The organism is Neptunomonas concharum (assembly GCF_008630635.1).
Taxonomy (GTDB): Bacteria; Pseudomonadota; Gammaproteobacteria; order Pseudomonadales; family Balneatricaceae; genus Neptunomonas; species Neptunomonas concharum.
The window spans coordinates 2,167,821-2,186,469 of record NZ_CP043869.1; the positions used below are offsets into that span (position 1 = coordinate 2,167,821).

17 protein-coding genes are annotated in these 18,649 nt (G+C 46.3%); 16 read left to right on the top strand and 1 reads right to left on the bottom strand.

What is annotated here, in order from left to right; genetic code table 11:
* Nucleotides 1-91 precede the first annotated feature (91 nt).
* The 16 genes from F0U83_RS17165 to F0U83_RS10300 all read left to right on the top strand — a co-directional run bounded on the left by F0U83_RS17165 (nt 92) and on the right by F0U83_RS10300 (nt 15,351).
* The gene (locus F0U83_RS17165; RefSeq protein ID WP_211343667.1) at nt 92-1,852 is read left to right on the top strand and encodes a hypothetical protein; all 1,761 of its coding nucleotides are present in this window, start codon (nt 92-94) and stop codon (nt 1,850-1,852) included.
* Nucleotides 1,853-2,007: 155 nt separating this feature from the next.
* Nucleotides 2,008-2,217: an ATP-binding cassette domain-containing protein gene (locus F0U83_RS17330; RefSeq protein WP_211343666.1), complete on the top strand. Its 210-nt coding sequence runs from the start codon at nt 2,008-2,010 to the stop codon at nt 2,215-2,217.
* Nucleotides 2,189-2,836, top strand: coding sequence for a phosphonate ABC transporter ATP-binding protein (locus F0U83_RS10235; protein ID WP_211343665.1), 648 nt, complete (start codon nt 2,189-2,191; stop codon nt 2,834-2,836). Before F0U83_RS17330 ends, F0U83_RS10235 begins: the two co-directional genes overlap by 29 nt.
* Nucleotides 2,837-2,863: 27 nt before the next feature.
* Nucleotides 2,864-3,877 carry a phosphonate ABC transporter substrate-binding protein gene (gene phnD, locus F0U83_RS10240; protein WP_138987631.1) on the top strand — a complete coding sequence of 338 codons (1,014 nt, stop codon included), beginning with the start codon at nt 2,864-2,866 and terminating at the stop codon, nt 3,875-3,877.
* A 58-nt stretch (nt 3,878-3,935) separates the two neighbouring features.
* Nucleotides 3,936-4,721 carry a phosphonate ABC transporter, permease protein PhnE gene (gene phnE / locus F0U83_RS10245; protein ID WP_138987630.1) on the top strand — a complete coding sequence of 262 codons (786 nt, stop codon included), beginning with the start codon at nt 3,936-3,938 and terminating at the stop codon, nt 4,719-4,721.
* A gap of 36 nt (nt 4,722-4,757) precedes the next feature.
* Nucleotides 4,758-5,450, top strand: a complete 693-nt coding sequence (gene phnF, locus F0U83_RS10250) for a phosphonate metabolism transcriptional regulator PhnF (RefSeq protein WP_138987629.1) — start codon at nt 4,758-4,760, stop codon at nt 5,448-5,450.
* A gap of 1 nt (nt 5,451) precedes the next feature.
* Nucleotides 5,452-5,901, top strand: a complete 450-nt coding sequence (gene phnG, locus F0U83_RS10255) for a phosphonate C-P lyase system protein PhnG (RefSeq protein WP_211343664.1) — start codon at nt 5,452-5,454, stop codon at nt 5,899-5,901.
* On the top strand, nt 5,901-6,497 hold the full coding sequence (phnH, locus tag F0U83_RS10260; protein WP_138987628.1) for a phosphonate C-P lyase system protein PhnH: 597 nt from the start codon (nt 5,901-5,903) through the stop codon (nt 6,495-6,497). Before phnG ends, phnH begins: the two co-directional genes overlap by 1 nt.
* Nucleotide 6,498: 1 nt before the next feature.
* A complete protein-coding gene (locus F0U83_RS10265; protein ID WP_138987627.1) occupies nt 6,499-7,599 on the top strand; it encodes a carbon-phosphorus lyase complex subunit in 1,101 nt (366 codons plus the stop codon).
* Complete coding sequence (locus tag F0U83_RS10270) at nt 7,596-8,474, top strand: alpha-D-ribose 1-methylphosphonate 5-phosphate C-P-lyase PhnJ (RefSeq protein ID WP_138987626.1); 879 nt, start codon at nt 7,596-7,598, stop codon at nt 8,472-8,474. Before F0U83_RS10265 ends, F0U83_RS10270 begins: the two co-directional genes overlap by 4 nt.
* Nucleotides 8,471-9,247: a phosphonate C-P lyase system protein PhnK gene (gene phnK / locus F0U83_RS10275; protein WP_138987625.1), complete on the top strand. Its 777-nt coding sequence runs from the start codon at nt 8,471-8,473 to the stop codon at nt 9,245-9,247. The genes F0U83_RS10270 and phnK overlap by 4 nt, the downstream gene beginning before the upstream one ends.
* A gap of 24 nt (nt 9,248-9,271) precedes the next feature.
* Entirely contained in the window at nt 9,272-10,000 is a 729-nt protein-coding gene (gene phnL, locus F0U83_RS10280) for a phosphonate C-P lyase system protein PhnL (protein ID WP_138987624.1), read from the top strand.
* Complete coding sequence (phnM, locus tag F0U83_RS10285) at nt 9,997-11,133, top strand: alpha-D-ribose 1-methylphosphonate 5-triphosphate diphosphatase (RefSeq protein WP_138987623.1); 1,137 nt, start codon at nt 9,997-9,999, stop codon at nt 11,131-11,133. Before phnL ends, phnM begins: the two co-directional genes overlap by 4 nt.
* On the top strand, nt 11,106-11,732 hold the full coding sequence (gene phnN, locus F0U83_RS10290) for a ribose 1,5-bisphosphokinase (protein ID WP_211343663.1): 627 nt from the start codon (nt 11,106-11,108) through the stop codon (nt 11,730-11,732). Before phnM ends, phnN begins: the two co-directional genes overlap by 28 nt.
* Before the next feature lie 196 nt (nt 11,733-11,928).
* Nucleotides 11,929-14,619 carry a bifunctional diguanylate cyclase/phosphodiesterase gene (locus tag F0U83_RS10295; protein WP_170221812.1) on the top strand — a complete coding sequence of 897 codons (2,691 nt, stop codon included), beginning with the start codon at nt 11,929-11,931 and terminating at the stop codon, nt 14,617-14,619.
* Nucleotides 14,620-14,709: 90 nt separating this feature from the next.
* On the top strand, nt 14,710-15,351 hold the full coding sequence (locus F0U83_RS10300; RefSeq protein WP_246077744.1) for a TatD family nuclease-associated radical SAM protein: 642 nt from the start codon (nt 14,710-14,712) through the stop codon (nt 15,349-15,351).
* A 43-nt stretch (nt 15,352-15,394) separates the two neighbouring features.
* Here F0U83_RS10300 and F0U83_RS10305 read toward each other — a convergent pair whose 3' ends face one another.
* Nucleotides 15,395-18,586, bottom strand: a complete 3,192-nt coding sequence (locus F0U83_RS10305; RefSeq protein ID WP_138987620.1) for a sensor domain-containing protein — start codon at nt 18,584-18,586, stop codon at nt 15,395-15,397.
* Between the last annotated feature and the right edge of the window lie 63 nt (nt 18,587-18,649).

An 18,649-nucleotide genomic window follows, 5' to 3' on the forward strand; every position in this document is an offset into this window, starting at 1 on the left:
CATCATCCTTCGCTTTGATAACGAGTGCTAAGAATAAGCAAAAGTCATATTTTACTTATAGGCAAGATATGAACAGTGGAGGCTGATTAAAATGATAACTACAAAGAAAGCACTAGCACTTATAAGCTGCTGGAGTTTGTGCACTTTCTCTTCAGCAACCCAAGCAGGAAGCGTTGATGTTGTAGAGTATTACCACCCTATTCTTGGTCATTACTTTATTACATCTGGGGAAACGCAAATATTAGATAACGGTGGGGCTGGCGGTAACTGGATTCGTACCGGCCAGTCTTTTAAAGCATGGCCAACAGCTGGCGAAGCTCCAAGTTCAGCTAAAGCGGTTTGTCGTTTCTACGGCAGAGGGCCGAACTCTCACTTTTATACTGCTAGCCCGGAGGAGTGTGAATATGTCAAAGCAAACGATCCCGGCTGGGAGTACGAGGGCATCGCTTTTTATATAGAAACACCGGTTAATGGTGTCTGCGCTTCGGGTGTGCCAGTGTTGAGATCCTATAACAACGGTTTTGCTAATAACGATTCAAATCATCGTTATATGACGTTGAGCAATATCCAAAGCGATATGACAGCGCTTGGTTGGGCCGCAGAAGGTGTCGCCATGTGTTCTACCGAAGCATCAACAAACAATGGTCAACTGCCAGAGCAAAAGTCTGTCACAGTTGCTACAAATACAGCGGGAAGCATTGCCACCTCTGGCGGCGCGAAATTAGAAGTACCCGTCGGAGCCGTCGCTAATACCCCCTCTGGGGAGTCTGGTGTACTCTCTATCACTATGGGGGTGGACACCACTGCGAAGGTAACAATACCAGTAGGCACCGCGTTAGCCTCTAAAGTGTACAAGCTATCACCCTCCGGCCATGTTTTTCAGACGCCAGTGGCAGTGACATTACCTGTTACCAGCAATATACCGGGCAATCAATTGGCTATGTATATCCAAAATGAGGATGGCACTCTTCAAAATCTGGGTGGCGAGTATGATGCAGGCACTAACACGGTAAAAGCCTATACGACACATTTTTCATCACCGTTCTTAGTATCAGCTCCACGCGGTCTGTTTTCTAACCAATGTATTTTGGTGGATAACACAGGGGCTTCAGCTTATGAGAACAAGTTATTCTGTGTTGATAAAGTGAACTATCTTACATTCCCTGATGCGTTCCCCTATCAAAGCCAGTTTCAGGGCCTAGTCACCGCTTATACTAATCAGGACCTTGGGCCAACGGCTAAATGGCATATTCCTCCTGGTAACTATGATGTGTGCATTGAGGAGGTTTCCCGTACTAACCAGATAGCCACCCCTAAATTCATCGGCAGTAAGATAATCAAGGATGTTTTTGTACCCTATGATGAGAATGGCCTGTTTTGTTCACCCACGATCTATGTCTCTAATCTAGAGCAAGTAGGTAGCTATCATGGCTTATCTTCAGAACGTTGCGCATGTAACTCCGAAGCGACACCGGGCAGCAAGGCGGGAGCGCTCAATGTCAGCTTAACATGGAACAGTAGCGCTTCCCCTGTTGACTTGGACATTCGCGTTACTGATCCTAATGGTGAGTTGATCGACTGGGATAATACGAGTTCGTCAACGGGAGGTTCTTTGGATTGGGATAACCAATGTTATAACTACGCCAATGGTAAAACAGAGAACATATCTTGGACGACAGCGCCAAAAGGGAACTATGTAATAGAGGTCGATTTCTACGAGGCCTGTAATACCGGCGGCCCTAGTTCAATACCGTTTACCGTTAATGTCACTATCAATGGTCAAACAACCTCATACCCTGGCACTGCTTATGCTGGAAAAGTAACCACGGTAAGAACTATAACGGTTCAGTAACAGAGTTTACCCCCTCATCAGAACCCGGCTTTTGCTGGGTTCTTTTTTTCCAATACATATTCCTGTCACAAACGCTTCATAAAACCGACATGTCTAGATAACTGATCTGTCACATCTCGCCCATAGGATACTCATAAAGCCATGAGGAATCCTGAATGTCAGTCATCGAAATACATAACCTGAAAAAAACATTTTCAAAAAGCAGCATCGCACTTAAAGGGATCAATCTAACGGTTGCATCCGGCGATATGGTTGCCCTTATAGGCCCTTCGGGCTCAGGTAAGTCAACACTGATGAGACATATTTCAGGGCTGACACTCGCCAACAAAGACACGGATGGGTTTGTACCGTGTATTCGACCATGATATCCAACGTAATGGTCGTCTTAACAAAAACATTCGCGCTAACCGCGCCCGCATAGGTCATGTCTTCCAGCAGTTTAATCTTGTCAATCGCTTATCTGTTATGACCAATGTACTCATCGGTGGGCTCAGCCGAATCCCAAGCTATCGCAGCCTACTAGGCTGGTTTACGGAAGAGGAAAAACGCGCTGCGCTAGAGGCACTGGATCGAGTCGGCCTAAAGGACTTTGCCCTGCATAAAGCATCAGAACTTTCCGGCGGACAACAACAACGGGTAGCCATTGCCCGAGCATTGATGCAAAAGGCCGATATTATTCTCGCCGATGAACCTATTGCCTCTTTGGACCCTGAATCATCCCGTCTAGTCATGGAAACCCTGCAGCGCATTAATCAAGACGACGATATCACGGTCGTTGTGACCTTACACCAAGTTGATTACGCCCAAAAATATTGCCGTACAGCCGTTGCACTTAAAGAGGGAGAGATTTTCTTCATTGGCGATATGAACGTATTAAGCGCGGAAAAGCTAACACACATTTATGGAACCCCACAGGCTACACAGCAGCAGGATGCCGCATCTTTACCAAAGACTTCTGATAACTACCAACTCAACCCTGTTTAAAAACTAACCCACTCTGGAGCTCGATCCATGAAATTAAAATCACTGCTGTCTAAACTGGCTACTGGCCTGACATTGACTACAGCCATTGCAGGCGCTGCCCTTACTCAGGCTGAAGAGATGAAAACCCTGAACTTCGGCATCATCTCTACAGAATCTTCACAGAACCTAAAAACTATTTGGGTCCCTTTCCTGGAAGATATGTCTAAAAAACTAGGCATGGAAGTTAAACCCTTTTTTGCATCTGACTATGCGGGCATCATCCAAGGTATGCGTTTTGATAAGGTCGATGTTGCATGGTATGGCAACAAGTCAGCAATGGAAGCCGTGGATCGCGCCGGCGGTGAAATTTTCGCTCAAACCGTTGATGTGACAGGTAACCCAGGATACTGGAGCTTGCTAATTGCACACAAGGACAACCATAAGATCAACAATGTCGAAGACATGCTAAAGCATAGTGCCGAACTTAGCTTTGGCAATGGCGACCCTAACTCAACTTCTGGCTTCCTCGTACCTAGCTACTATGTGTTTGCCAAGAACAGTGTTGACCCGAAAAAAGCGTTTAAGCGCATGACCAATGCTAGCCATGAATCGAACTTCCTCGCAGTGGCTAATGGTCAGGTTGATGTTGCAACTAACAACACTGAAAGCTTAGGTCGAATCGAACGTACTAATCCGGAAAAGCTGGATGAGGTAAAGATCATCTGGAAATCACCGCTTATCCCTTCAGACCCTATTGTATGGCGTAAGAATTTGCCGGAAGAAGTAAAAGGCAAAGTTTATGACTTTATGATGAGCTATGGAAAAACCAATGACGCCAAAGAGCTGGATATTCTTAAATCACTCCAGTGGGCACCTTTCAAAGCATCTAGCGATGATCAATTACTACCGATTCGCCAGTTGGTGCTTTTCAAAAACCGCATCAAATTGGTTAACGACTCAAATATGAGCGCTGCTGACAAAGCCGCCAAAATTAAAGAGATCGATAACCAGTTAGCTGAGTTAAATCGCCGTATGGATGCATTGGCTGCCGCTGCTCAATAATCGAATAAGACCCCACAGGGCAGACGAACTCTGCCCTGTTTTACCCTCGGAAGTTTTTATGACTACGTTAACTCCTACGATACCTCGCCAACCTTTTAACTGGATGTCTGCCCTCAGCTGGGGGTTACTCATGATCATGCTTGCCTGGGGTTGGGATGCCGCAGAGATGAACCCTTGGGTGTTGATCCGAGACAGTGACAACATGCTGGAGTTTGCCTCAGACTTTTTCCCTCCAGACTTTAATGACATAAATTACTATCTAGAAGAGATGGCGATCACCGTTCATATCGCACTTTGGGGTACTGTACTATCGATTGTCTGCTCAATTCCTTTAGGTTTGATGTGCTCAGAAAATCTAGCGCCTGTTTGGATCTATCAACCGACAAGACGATTAATGGATGCCACTCGTGCCATTAACGAGATGGTGTTTGCTATGCTGTTTGTTGTCGCCGTAGGTCTTGGCCCCTTTGCCGGTGTACTCGCCCTATTTATCCACACCACAGGCGTGCTCGCCAAACTCTTTTCTGAAGCTGTAGAAGCGATTGACCCTCGCCCTGTCGAAGGGGTACGTGCAACCGGTGCCAATAAGCTAGAAGAGATTTTATATGGTGTTATCCCTCAGGTACTCCCTTTGTGGATCTCCTATTCGTTATACCGCTTTGAATCTAATGTTCGTTCTGCATCAGTTGTCGGCATGGTGGGCGCTGGCGGTATTGGCGTCATCCTATGGGAAAGTATTCGTGGCTTTCAGTTTCAACAAACCGCTGCGGTCATGATCGTCATCATTATATGCGTCACCCTGATCGACTTGCTTTCTCAGCGGTTGCGTAAAGCCTTTATCTAATTTTTTTGCTCATTTAACTTGTATAGATAAGTCACCATGGCCGTTTATTTAGAGATTGCGACAAAGCTCAGGGATGAAATTAGGGATCACTATACCCCAGGAGATTTACTCCCTCCTGAAAAGCAGTTAGCCGAGCGATTCAGCGTCAATCGACATACCCTACGACGCGCAGTTGATGAACTCGTGCAAGATGGATTAGTGAAACGTTTTCAGGGACTCGGCAACCAAGTTATCCAATCCCCTATCGATTATGCCTTGCACCACCAGTCCTGCTTTACCTTTAACTTATCCAAACAAGGACTGACAACCAATACTGAAGTTACCCAATGCGTTGAGCAGGAACTACCTCAAGAACTACTGAAGCGCATAAAGCAACCAGCAGGAACTCATGCCGTTGTCATATCCACTTGTCGTTACATTGATGAACAGCCAACAACACTCATTCGGCACCACCTTTTTGGTGTGGATATTGAAACCATGCAGGCCTACCACACCGGATCCTTGCATCAATATCTAAAAGAGCATTACCAATTTGATGCCTCACGAGGAACAACGCGCCTTCGAGCACGTATGCCCACCTTTGAAGAGTGCCAAAAGCTCGGCATTGGTCGTGGTATTCCAGTGATGGAAATCCACTCTCTTTATTACCTTAACGCTAGTGGCGACTTAATGGAGTACTCCATCAGTATCAGCCGCAGCGATATTTTCGAATACAGTTTGGAGCCTTGAAGTGAACACTTCTCAATATGATAGGCAACAATGGATATCAGTGATGGCGAAGGCCCCTGCTAAGACGTTGATTGCTCTTTCTGATTCTCTGGTAAAAACACACCCGTTTGAAACTATTCGTGCCCCTGAAATTGGCCTAACACAGGTACAAGCACGCATGGGGGGGACAGGTAAACCCTTCAATTTAGGCGATACGCCGCTTACCCGCTGCGTGGTTCGTACACCCGATGGCATCTATGGATACAGCTACATAGCCGGACGTAATAAGGCCCATGCACTACGCGCAGCCGAACTCGATGCGCTTTTGCAGTTAGAAGCCTACCACGCACAGATTACTGAGGCTGTCCTTATCCCGCTGAAAGCCGAACAGGATGCTCACCGCCAACAGAAAATCACGCAAACCAGCAAAACTCGAGTGGACTTTTTTACCTTAGTGCGAGGAGAAGACTAATGAGCAGGATCGACTTGATAAAAGGTTTTGCCGATCCAGTCAGCGACAGCCAATTTGCGTTTCGCCAACTACTTAAAGCGATGAGCGAACCTGGCTTACTGTGCAAACTGACCACACCCGAGTCTTTAGACCCCATGAGTGAAGCGCTATTTGCCACCTGCCAAACGTTACTGGATCAACAAACCTCCATTTGGCTGTCGAAGGAGTTCGATACACCAGATATTCGCCATAACCTAAGCTTCCACACAGGAGCCCCCATACTAGACGACGCTGCAAAAGCACAGTTTGCTATCGCCTTTGCCGGGGAAATTCAAAGTACCGAAAGCTTCCATAAGGGCGATGTAGAATACCCTGAAACCGCATGCACTCTACTTTTGCAGGTCAACGCATTAAATGGCGATGATGGAGATACACTCAAACTGTCTGGGCCCGGTATCGAAACCGACGTGTATATACGGATTTCTGACCTTACCCCCGCCATACTAACGTACCTGACCACACGACCCGACCGCTTTCCGCTAGGTTTGGATCTCATTCTTGCTGCTGAAGACGCTTTGCTTTGCATTCCTCGCAGCACCCATGTGGAGGTTTGCTGATATGTATGTCGCCGTAAAAGGGGGAGAGAAAGCGATCTCTGCCGCCCATGAATTATTAGCAAAACAGCGTCGTGGAAACTTAGACTTAAAAGAGCTGAGCGTCGAACAGATTAGCGAACAGCTTCCTCTGGCGGTTGGCCGGGTCATGACAGAGGGTTCCGTTTATGACCGAGAACTTGCCGCATTAGCCATCAAGCAATCGGCGGGCGATCTGGTAGAAGCGATCTTCTTACTCCGTGCCTATAGAACCACACTCAGCCGCTTTTACACCAGTAACCCTATTGACACGACTAAGATGCTCGTTGAACGACGTATCTCTGCCACATTTAAAGATTTACCCGGTGGACAAGTATTAGGCTCTACTTTCGATTACACCCACCGTTTGCTGGATTTCAGCTTACTGGCCGAAGGCGAACAGCCACAGGCGGACCATCAGGCACCGCCAGAACCCCCTACAGCCAATCACGAAACCATGACCCGCGTACTGGAAATGCTAGAGCGGGAATCACTGATCGTTAAAGAAACGGATACAGGTGACAAACCTGCCGACATTACTCAAGATCCTCCCACTTACCCCTGTGATCGCAGCGCACGCTTACAATCATTGGTTCGTGGAGATGAGGGTTTTCTCTTGGCATTAGGCTACTCCACACAGCGAGGTTACGGCAGAAATCATCCCTTTGCCGGGGAGATACGCATTGGAGAAGTCGACCTATCTATCACACCAGACGAGCTAGGATTCAACATCGACATTGGCTCACTGCAAGTCAGCGAGTGCGAAATGATTAACGGATTTACCGAGCTGGACAACGGAGATATTCAGTTTACACGTGGGTACGGTCTTGCCTTTGGCCAAAGCGAACGCAAAACCATGGCGATGGCGCTTGTAGACCGAGCTCTGCAAGCGGATGACTATGATGAAGAGCGGCTCTCACCCGCTCAGCAGGAGGAGTTTGTACTCTCCCACTGTGACAATGTTGAAGCCTCAGGCTTTGTCTCTCACCTTAAACTTCCCCACTACGTTGATTTCCAGGCAGAGTTAGAATTGCTCAGACGCCTAAGAAAAGCCAAAGCATCCGATATTGAGGAGCCTACCTCATGAACCCAGTAACACAAACAGACACTCTACAGGGCTACAACTTTGCCTATCTGGATGAGCAGACAAAGCGCATGATTCGCCGAGCACTGCTTAAGGCAGTCGCTATTCCAGGGTATCAGGTTCCCTTTGGGGGTCGGGAGATGCCTATGCCCTACGGGTGGGGAACCGGGGGCATACAGGTCACAGCCGCTGTTATCGGCCAAACGGATGTCCTCAAAGTCATTGACCAAGGCGCTGACGACACCACCAATGCTGTCAGCATCCGTGCTTTTTTTAAAAACCTGACAGGCGTTGAAACCACTGAACGAACAACCCAAGCCACACTGATTCAGACCCGCCACCGCATTCCGGAGGCACCACTAACCAATGATCAGATTTTAATCTATCAAGTACCGATTCCTGAGCCTCTACGCTTTATTGAGCCCAGTGAAATAGAAACACGCAAAATGCATGCTCTGGAAGAGTATGGCGTGATGCATGTAAAGCTTTATGAAGATATCGCCCACTTTGGACATATCGCTACCACATACGCTTATCCGGTTCGCGTTAATGATCGCTACATTATGGACCCCTCACCTATCCCAAAATTTGATAATCCAAAAATGGATAGGATGCCCGCATTACAACTCTTTGGTGCAGGCAGAGAGAAGCGTATTTACGCAATTCCTCCCTACACAAAAGTAGAAAGTCTGGATTTTGAGGATCACCCCTTTGAAATACAACGCTGGGAAGAAAGTTGCGCTATCTGTGGATCAAGCGAGAGCTTTCTCGATGAAGTTGTTATGGATGACCAAGGCACCCGTAGCTACATCTGCTCAGATACAGATTATTGCCGAGAAAATGTCGCCGCAAACATGCCTCAGGAGCATAAAAAATGAATAGCGAACCATTAATGCGTGTCGATAACCTCAGCAAACTTTATGCACCGGGTAAAGGCTGTGAGTCCATCAGTTTTGATCTCTACCCTGGTGAAGTATTAGGCATTGTCGGCGAGTCCGGCTCTGGAAAATCCACCCTGCTAAATAGCCTCTCAGCTCGTTTGGAGCCTGATACAGGCAGTGTGCTTTACAAACGTAGCAATGGCGAGTGGCTAGATCTTTATAAGCTGCCAGAGTCGGAAAGGCGCAGGCTCCTTCGTACCGAATGGGGAGTTGTGCATCAACATGCCCGCGATGGACTACGCATGAATGTTTCAGCAGGCGCTAATATTGGTGAACGCCTCATGGCAGTTGGGGAACGAAACTATAGCAAGATACGCGATAAAGGTCTGCGCTGGATGAAAGATGTTGAGCTTGACGTGAGCCGCGTAGACGACAAACCATCAACCTACTCCGGCGGGATGCAGCAGCGCTTGCAGATCGCCCGAAATCTGGTGACTCACCCTCGCTTAATCTTTATGGATGAGCCAACCGGTGGTTTAGATGTTTCGGTACAAGCACGTTTACTCGACTTGCTAAGAACCTTAGTAACAGAGCTGAATCTCGCCGTCATCATCGTTACCCATGATCTAGCCGTTGCTCGGTTATTAGCACAACGCTTGGTCGTGATGCGCCATGGTCACATCGTCGAAACGGGCCTGACGGATCAAGTTCTGGACGATCCTCAGCATCCCTATACGCAACTACTCGTTTCGTCTGTGCTTACCCCTTAACCGTACAACAAAAAGGAATCAACAATGACAGTCATGATCCATGTGCGGGAATTGAGCAAAAGTTTCACACTGCACAATCAAGGGGGCATTCAATTGCCGGTGTTAAACAGAGTTAACCTGCAAATCAATGCAGGGGAATGCACGGTACTTCATGGAGAAAGCGGCGCAGGAAAAAGCACACTGTTACGCACCCTTTACGCCAACTACCTAGCCGGTGGCGGGGATATAGAGATCCGCCATCATGATGAGATGGTGAATCTGGTTAGCGCAAACAGCCAGACATTACTCGCCATCCGACGAGATACGTTAGGTTATGTTAGCCAATTTCTTCGCGTTATACCCAGAGTCACTACCCTTGAAGTGGTCAAGCAGCCCCTTAAGGAACGCGGTATCGAGGACGCTGAAGCAGAGGCTCGAGCATGTGAATTACTCGCACGCCTCAATATCCCTCAGCGGCTTTGGTCGCTTCCTCCTGGGACTTTCTCTGGCGGTGAACAACAAAGGGTGAATATCGCCCGAGGGTTTATTCACAACTACCCCATTTTACTCTTAGATGAGCCCACAGCATCGCTAGATAAACGCAACAGCGAAGTCGTCATTGAGCTGATTCACGAAGCGCTTGCTCGTAACACTGCAATCGTTGGCATTTTTCATGATGAGTCAGTCAGAGAAGCGGTCGCCGATCACTATTTTGATGTCAAACCCGTGCCTGACCTACCTATTGATAACGAACGTGGAGCCATACTCCCATGATCTTAACCAACGCCAATATTGTTCTCTCCAACGAAGTCATTAAAGGTACCCTGACAGTACAAAAAGGCCTCATAGAAAGCATCGATCACGGTCATGTCACACTCCCCTCTGCTATCGATTGCCAAGGAGGATACCTGACTCCCGGGATGATCGAACTGCATACTGACAACATGGAAAAGCACTTTACCCCTCGCCCCGGCGTTGCTTGGCCAGGCATTTCAGCATTTAAAGTGCATGATGCTCAAATGGTTACCGCTGGAATTACTACTGTATTTGATGCCATTTCTATCGGGGATGTGGTTCAAGGCAGTGAACGCCTGAAAAATCTGACACGTATGGTAGATGCGTTAAGTGAAACCCGGGCACGCAAACTAACCCGCGCAGATCACTTGCTACACCTTCGCTGTGAGGTTAGCCATGCCGATACATTAGATATGTTCAACGCGCTACTGGAGCGAACACCGGTACAACTTGTATCGGTTATGGATCACTCCCCCGGTCAGCGCCAGTTTGCAAAAATAGAGAAATACCGCGAATACTATCAGGGTAAATATAAATTATCTGACACCGAGATGGATGATTTTATTCAGCGCCAAACGGCATCAAGCCAACGCTTCAGTCACCTCTTTCGAAAAGAGATCTGCCGTACTTGTAATGAGCAAAGTATCCCACTGGCCAGCCATGATGATGCCACACAAGCCCATGTAGACGAATCCCACCAGTACAATATGGTAATTGCCGAGTTCCCAACGACGCAGGAAGCGGCTAAGGCAGCTCACCATAAAGGGATGAAGGTCATGATGGGAGCCCCCAATGTGGTACGTGGCGGTTCGCACTCAGGCAATATTGCAGCCCACCAGCTTGCATCAGATGGCGTATTAGACATATTGTCGAGTGATTATTACCCAGCTAGCCTTTTGGATGCGGCTTTCCACGTAGCGCTGCGTAATGACAACACTTATGATATACCTGAAGCGATCTCAATGGTTAGCCAAAAGCCTGCCGATGCAGTGGGCCTGATGGATCGCGGACGTATTCAAGCAGGATGTAAAGCCGATCTGGTGTGGAGCAGCCTCACTAATGATCATGTGCACATTGAGCATGTATGGAAAGATGGCAACCGGGTTTTTTAGGACCAACAGACGAGATCATCATGGCTAAAATTATCTACTTAATGGGCCCATCAGGCAGCGGCAAAGACTCACTATTAACCGGTTTGAAAGAGCAACTGCATCCTGAAAGCGGCTTTATGGTCGCGCATCGCTATATCACTCGCCACTGGCAATCTGGTGGCGAAAACCATATTGAGCTGAGCGTCGACGAGTTCCGCCTAAGGCAAAAACTCGGCTTATTTGCTATGAGCTGGGAAGCAAATGGCCACTACTACGGCATTGGCTGTGAAGTTGATACTTGGCTAAATGCAAACCATTCCGTGATTGTGAACGGCTCTCGCGAGCACCTGCCCGAAGCGATAGAGCACTATGGAGAGTGCCTCATTCCTGTATTGATAGAGGTAGAAGAGAACTCTCTTAGGGAGCGCTTAGTTAACCGCGGGAGAGAGAGCAGTGAAGCAATCGAAGCACGAATTATGCGATCAAAACATTATGCGCGAGCGCTCTCAAAAGAGTGCCTAATCATCCATAATAATGGCTCAATTGATGAAGCGGTCAGCCAATTAATTAAGCTCATCACTCACGTCACGTCTGAGAGTAATACGTTTCAGCACGTTTAGATTTTGTTTGAACATCGGCAAAAGAAGCGAGTGTTATTTCTGCACTAGCTTCTTTTCTATTCAACTATCGTCACAGGCTAAAAAGTTGCTAGTTACTCTGTTTGTTGCCTAGACTTATGAGGAGCATCAAGTAAGAACAGATATTTCTTCCATGGATTGGACTGATAGATGGTAATCAGAATACATGGAAAGAGACATGCGCGATTCATTCTCCCAAACATCTCATGCCCCGCGTATGCAAAGGCTGCAGTCATCCTATGTTGCACTGATGAAGAACGCACAACTGTGGAACACAAGCCTAAACTCGGCTTTCCAAGTTATTGCACTAAATTGTACACAAGCATTGAACGTATCCAGAGCAAGTATTTGGTTTTTAACCGATAAGCATGAACTCGAATGCCAAGTACTGTTCGATGCTGACGAAAGTAAAATATCCCGAGGTATGCGCCTACGTGCTACTGATTTCCCTTCCTACTTTGATGCTATTGAACACCATCGAATATTAGATGCCAACAACGCATTAACCGATTCTCGCACCCTTGAATTTACTGAACCCTACCTAAAACCCCTCAACATACATGCCATGCTGGACGCTTCCTTTAGGTATGAAGGTAAAACAGAAGGGGTAATCTGTTTTGAACAAGTGGGGCAACCAAGACTGTGGAGTCAACATGAATGTAATTATGCTATCTCTATCTCTGACTTGATTGCCCAACTGCGTATTTTCTATGCATTAAAAGATAGTGAAACACGATATCGTCTACTGTACGAGCAGTGCGGGGATGGAGTTTTTATTATTAAAAATCATCAGGTTATTGATTGTAACCAAACTGCACTGACACTATTTGGCTACTGCAAAGATAGACTATTAGGAAGCAGTCTAGACTCTCTCTCCCCAGCTTACCAACCCGACGGGCAATTATCCAAAGGCAAGGCGTATGAATTAGGAGAACAGGCCCTACACGGACACGAGCAAAGTACAGAGTGGCTACATAAACGCGAGGATGGCTCCCTTTTCTATGTCTCACTTAAACTCAACCGCCTAGAGCTTAATGAAGAAATCCATTTAATCGCCACCTTGCATAATATTGATAGCCTTAAAATCGCTCAAGAAAAAGTACTTGAGCTTAATTCTCTGAGACAAGCTATTTTTGACAGTGCCCGTTATAGCATTATTTCTACCGATCCTAATGGCATTATTCTCACCTTTAATAAAGCAGCTGAAAACCTACTAGGGTATACGGCAAATGAGATGATTCAACGTAAGACACCACAGATCATTCACAAAGCAAGTGAGGTGGTAGAAAGAGCCAAAGAACTATCGACCATGCTAGAACGTGAGATACAACCAGGTTTTGAGGTGTTTGTTACTCGGTGTAAAGAGCTACAATCAGAGGATAGAGAGTGGACCTATATTCACAAAGATGGTCATGAAATCCCCGTTCTTCTATCCGTCACAGCATTAAGAGATGTTGATCAACACATTACAGGTTATTTAGGAATAGCTTACGATATTACTGAACGTAAGAATGCTGAGTCAGCCTTATTAGCTTCACAGAAAGAGTTGGAGTATCGTGCTAGTCATGATTCACTCACCGGCTTGGCAAACCGTACGCAACTTCACACTGATGCTTTCCTAGCACTGCAAGAAGCTCGAAATAACAAACATCTCGCCGCTTTAATGCTATTGGATTTAGATAGATTCAAAGAGGTTAATGATACTCTTGGGCACCATACCGGCGACTTACTTTTAAAAGCGTTAGGAGAAAAACTCAGCAGTGTTCTCAACAGCCAGCAGGCAATACTGTATCGCCTGGGTGGAGATGAATTCGCCATATTGATGCCCTCTATTTCTCATAAAGATCAAGCATGTACTGTCGCCAAAATGGCAACTCAATGCGTTCGCCAACCTTTCATTATTGAAGGAATTACTCTTGAGTTAGGAGGCAGTATTGGGATTGCACTGTTTCCTGCAGATGGTGATGACAGCCACGAACTTCTGCGCTGTGCCGATGTCGCCATGTACAGTGCTAAATCACAATCTTCTGGTGTCGTTGTTTATCAAACCTACTTAGACGCTCATAGTCCAAGGCGTCTCAAACTAATGGCAGATCTAAGCAAAGCCATCAGAGATAACCAGCTTTCTTTGTACTATCAACCTCGTATAGATATTCAAACGCAAGCATGTGTTGGCTGTGAAGCCTTACTTCGATGGAATCACCCCACTCTCGGAAATATTCCTCCTGCGGAGTTTATCCCACTTGCCGAAATGAGCGATATTATCCACTCCCTTAGCCTTTGGGTAATTGAGACAGCCATCCAGCAAATTAAAGGCTTCGCCGCGTTAGGAATAAACCTTCCGATTGCAGTGAACCTTTCGGCCAGAAATCTGATTGATGTATCACTTCCCAGCATTATTCAGAAATTGCTAATTGATCATAATATTACCGCTGAACTTTTAGAGATCGAGATCACGGAAAGCGCTTTTATCAGCGATCCCGAGCGCGCCGAGACTGTTGTGGGGGATATTAGCCAATTAGGTATTCGCCTAGCCATCGATGACTTTGGCACCGGCTACTCCTCTCTGAGTTATCTCAAGCGGCTGCCGATCCATACCTTAAAAGTTGATCGTAGTTTTGTCGCAGATATGCTGTCAAATGAGCAAGATGCAGCAATTGTTCGATCTACTATTGGTCTTGCTCATAGTTTCGGTTTAAACGTCGTTGCAGAGGGAGTAGAAGACCAAGCAACACTCTACCAACTCTCCTTAAACAACTGTAACCAAGCACAGGGATTTTCAATCTGTAAACCCTTGCCTGTTAAGCAATTTATAGCATGGCTTGGGCAACACAGTACGCGCGATTATTCTCTGTGTTATGAAATTTAAAAGGTAGATAAACTCTCTTTGATACCTGTCAATACATCACAGCGGATTCAGGATTAGAGTGTCGGCAGATAAAGAGATGGAGCGCCAATTGTGAAACCTCGCCCAAACCCTGCAAAAAGAGTCTGCCACGCGGAGCCTGATACGCTCATTTATGTTATTGGCCACAATTTGTATGTGAATCTAACTGATCGGTGCACGCTTGCCTGTAGTTTTTGCCCAAAGCACAACAACTCAAAAGAGGTTCGTGACTACAACTTAACGCTTTCGAACCGCCCTGACCCTGAAAAAATCATCCAGTTAATCGGAGATCCGCAACAGTATGACGAGGTAGTTTTTTGTGGCTTTGGGGAACCTACATTAAGACTAAAAGCCTTAATCAGGATCGCGAATGCGGTTAAAGCCAGTGGTGGTAAAACCCGCTTAAATACGGATGGCCTTGGTAGTCTCTTTCACAAAGAAGATATCGTGCCACTCTTAGCCACATGTATCGATGCGGTATCAGTTTCCCTTAACGCCCAAAATGAACACCTGTACGAGAAACATTGCTCACCGAGCTTACCTCACAGTTATTCTGCAGTGCTTTCTTTTATAGAAAGGGCATCGCATTGGATACCAGAGGTAACCGCGACTGCCATCGATGGATTGGAAGGTGTAGATATTTCAGCCTGCCAGATATTAGCAAAAGAACGCGGGGCGCAGTTTCGCGCCCGTACACTTGATCAGGTGGGTTAAGTCTAACCGTCCCTAAAATGTAATTTAACCGGATAGATCACCACTATCCGGTTCGTTCTTCAAGAATCCTCAAGAACTTCTCAGTATCCTCTTTACTCATGGGATAACCCAAAAAATACCCTTGCACAGCATCACAGCCTTGTGTTTTGAGCATCGATAGCTGCTCTTTGGATTCGACACCTTCCGCCACAACAGATAAACCCAAGGAGTGAGCCAACGCAATAGTAGCATTCACGATCATGCCATCATTTTCATCATGGAGCATATCCCTGACGAAGCTCTTATCAATCTTCAAACGACATGCGCTAAGTTTTTTCAACGCAACCATTGAAGAGTAGCCCGTACCAAAATCATCAATAGCGATTCTCAGACCTTGAGCAACATACTGTTCAAGAATCCCTAGGGTTTCATCTGATGCATCCATACAGGCTGATTCCGTCACTTCAACTTCAAAAGTCTCCAAGGGAATGCCCGATTCATTTAGTACAGATAATAACTGTTTGATACCTTGTTCACTGCGTAGTTGAACAGGGGATAGATTAAATGACACGGTTCCGAAGCGTAGATCTTCCGATAACCACTTCACAGCATCCATGCAAACATGTTGAGCAACCCACAAACCAATGTCATCAATCATGCCACGCTTTTCAGCAATGGGAATAAATGTAAGCGGCGGAATCAGGCCTCGTTGAGGGTGATTCCAGCGCAGTAGTGCCTCCATGCCGACTAGCTGTCCCGATACACAATCAAATTGCGGTTGATAAACCAAATACAACTGCTGTAAGAAGCGCGCACTGCTGAGCATATGAGCCAGCTCTGCATCTCGCTGCACCCTCTCAGTCATCTCCTCTTGATAAAAAACGAAGCAACCACGACCTTGTTCTTTTGCTCGATATAGCGCCACATCCGCTCTAGAGATCAGCTCATTAACGGAGGTTTCAAGATCACAGATTACAATACCAATACTGGTATTGGTCCGAAGACGACTTCCTGAGACAAGAAATGAACTATCAAAACTTTGAATCACTTTAGAAGCTAAGCTGGCGACATCCGATAAATCTTTTATATTACTCTGCAAAATAGCGAATTCATCACCACCCAATCGTGCAAAGGTATCACCTTCCCTTAGTAACCCTTCAATACGCTGAGCCGTAGCGATCAGTAGCTGGTCACCGGCAGGGTGTCCAAGGGTATCGTTTATCTCTTTAAAATGATCCAAATCCAACATGTGTAGTGCCGATTTCAGGCCAGAGCGTTTTTCCTGAGATAACTCGTGCTCAAAACGATCCATAAATAAGCGTCGATTAGGTAAGCCTGTGAGGGAATCGTGAAAAGCGAGATAACGAATTTGCTCCTCTGCTTGTTTTCGGTGAGTAATATCGTGGAACGTCACCACTGCGCCAACTACATGGTCATTATCCAGAATCGGAGAACTCCAATATTCCACAGGAAAGCAGGTACCATCTTTGCGCCATAGGACATCGGTTTCAACTCGATAACTTTTTTCGTTATGAATCGCCAAAATCATACGACACTCTGACTCCGGTATATAGACACCATCAGCGTTAGAGTGGTGGATCAAATCATGATTTTTTTTGCCGATTAACTCGTCAGGATCATAACCTAGCATCATGGCCGCAGCAGGGTTAATAAAAGTTGTTACCCCATCACAATCTAAACCAAATATGCCCTCATTACTGTGTTCAAGTAATAACTTAGAGCGCTCCTGCGCTGTCTTTACGGCAGTTTGAAAGCTGATACGGTCCCGCAAATCCTTGAAAACCGTGATCATGTAGTCGGTATTATGATAAACAAATGCCCGAGAGGATGCCTCAATAGGGATCTCTTCCCCTGTCGCTAGCCGATGGCGTGTTTCTATTTTACGAGGCTGGGTTTGTATCGATCTCCAGTTATTTTTAAGGATCGACAAGGAATGATCAGGATCCCAGTCAAAAATATGGGTCTTATAAAGCAGTTCAGGACTAACACCAAAGTGCTGGATAGCTGCATCGTTAGCATAAACAATCCTGAACTGTTCATCAGGGGAGCAGCAAATAAGCGGGTCAAAACTATGGTCAACCATTGCATTAACCAACGAAAGTTGACCACTCATTTCTGTCTTATCAGTTATGTCCGTACCCGAAGAAAGAATGCCAACACGATTGCCATGCTCATCTTCCAACACGCGGTTGTACCACAAAATCAAGCGCTCTTCCCCAGAGCGGGTCAATACGTGTTTTTCAACCTCTTGATTGGGTGTTGTCCCTAAACTCATTAAACGGTTATAAGCTCGCCGAGCAGGAACTCTACCTACTTCAGGCAGAAAATTATCAAACCAGTCTAAACCAATCGCTTCTGATTGATCGACACCCAGCAGCTGACAAGCAAAACGATTGAGTAAAGTCACCCTCCCCTCTAAATCCAATGTCACCATAATGACACCGGCAATATCGAGGTAATAGTTCGCGCGTTGGTGCTCTAAAGCGATCGCTTGCTGGTCTTCATAGCGGCGGGATATGTCTTGTACGATCGCAATAAAGAGATCATCACCTTCCGGCTGAGCCAGTGATAATTGAAAAACTTCAACAGGATGAGAAGCGCCACCATTACAGACATAGCGGGTTTCAAACCGAATTTGGCCTTTATTACTTCGGAGCTCACTCAAAATATTGGCAAATCGCTCTTTCGAGCACTTTGCATCAATATCAAAAATCTTAAGCTGTAGCAGTTCTTCTACGCTGTACCCCAAAAAATCGGATGCAGCTTGGTTTGCTTCTAGGATATCTCCGTTAGCACTTAGGCATAAAACTTGAAAGCCAGCTTGCTGCATAGCGAGCAACGCATTTTTTTGTAAGCAGGTTGCGCCATTATGAGACTTAGGATAAGCAATTAAACGAAGAGGAAATAGCGCTCCCTTTGCAGGCAAGTCGCCCGCTATTCGAAAGCTCACAGCAGTATAATCACCGCTGCCATTCCTCAGTCTCAGGTTCATCTCCTGAAAAACATCTGCATCAAGCCAGCGCTGCCAAACAGCACTGAACAAAGGCAAATCATCTGCGTGTACAATCGAGGATAAGAACCCTTCCCGCAGACAATCACTATCGTCATAACCTAAAAATTTTTCAGGCTCGTGTTTATAGACCCTTAATTCATCCCTCTTCGGGTCATAATACCCATTACAAACGCTGGTTTGATCCGCTTTACCCAGCCAATCCCCAGACGTATCACTTCTCATCGACAGCTCTTTTATTATGATTATAAGATCGAATATCTGTATAAGACCTACAAGCAAAAAGCT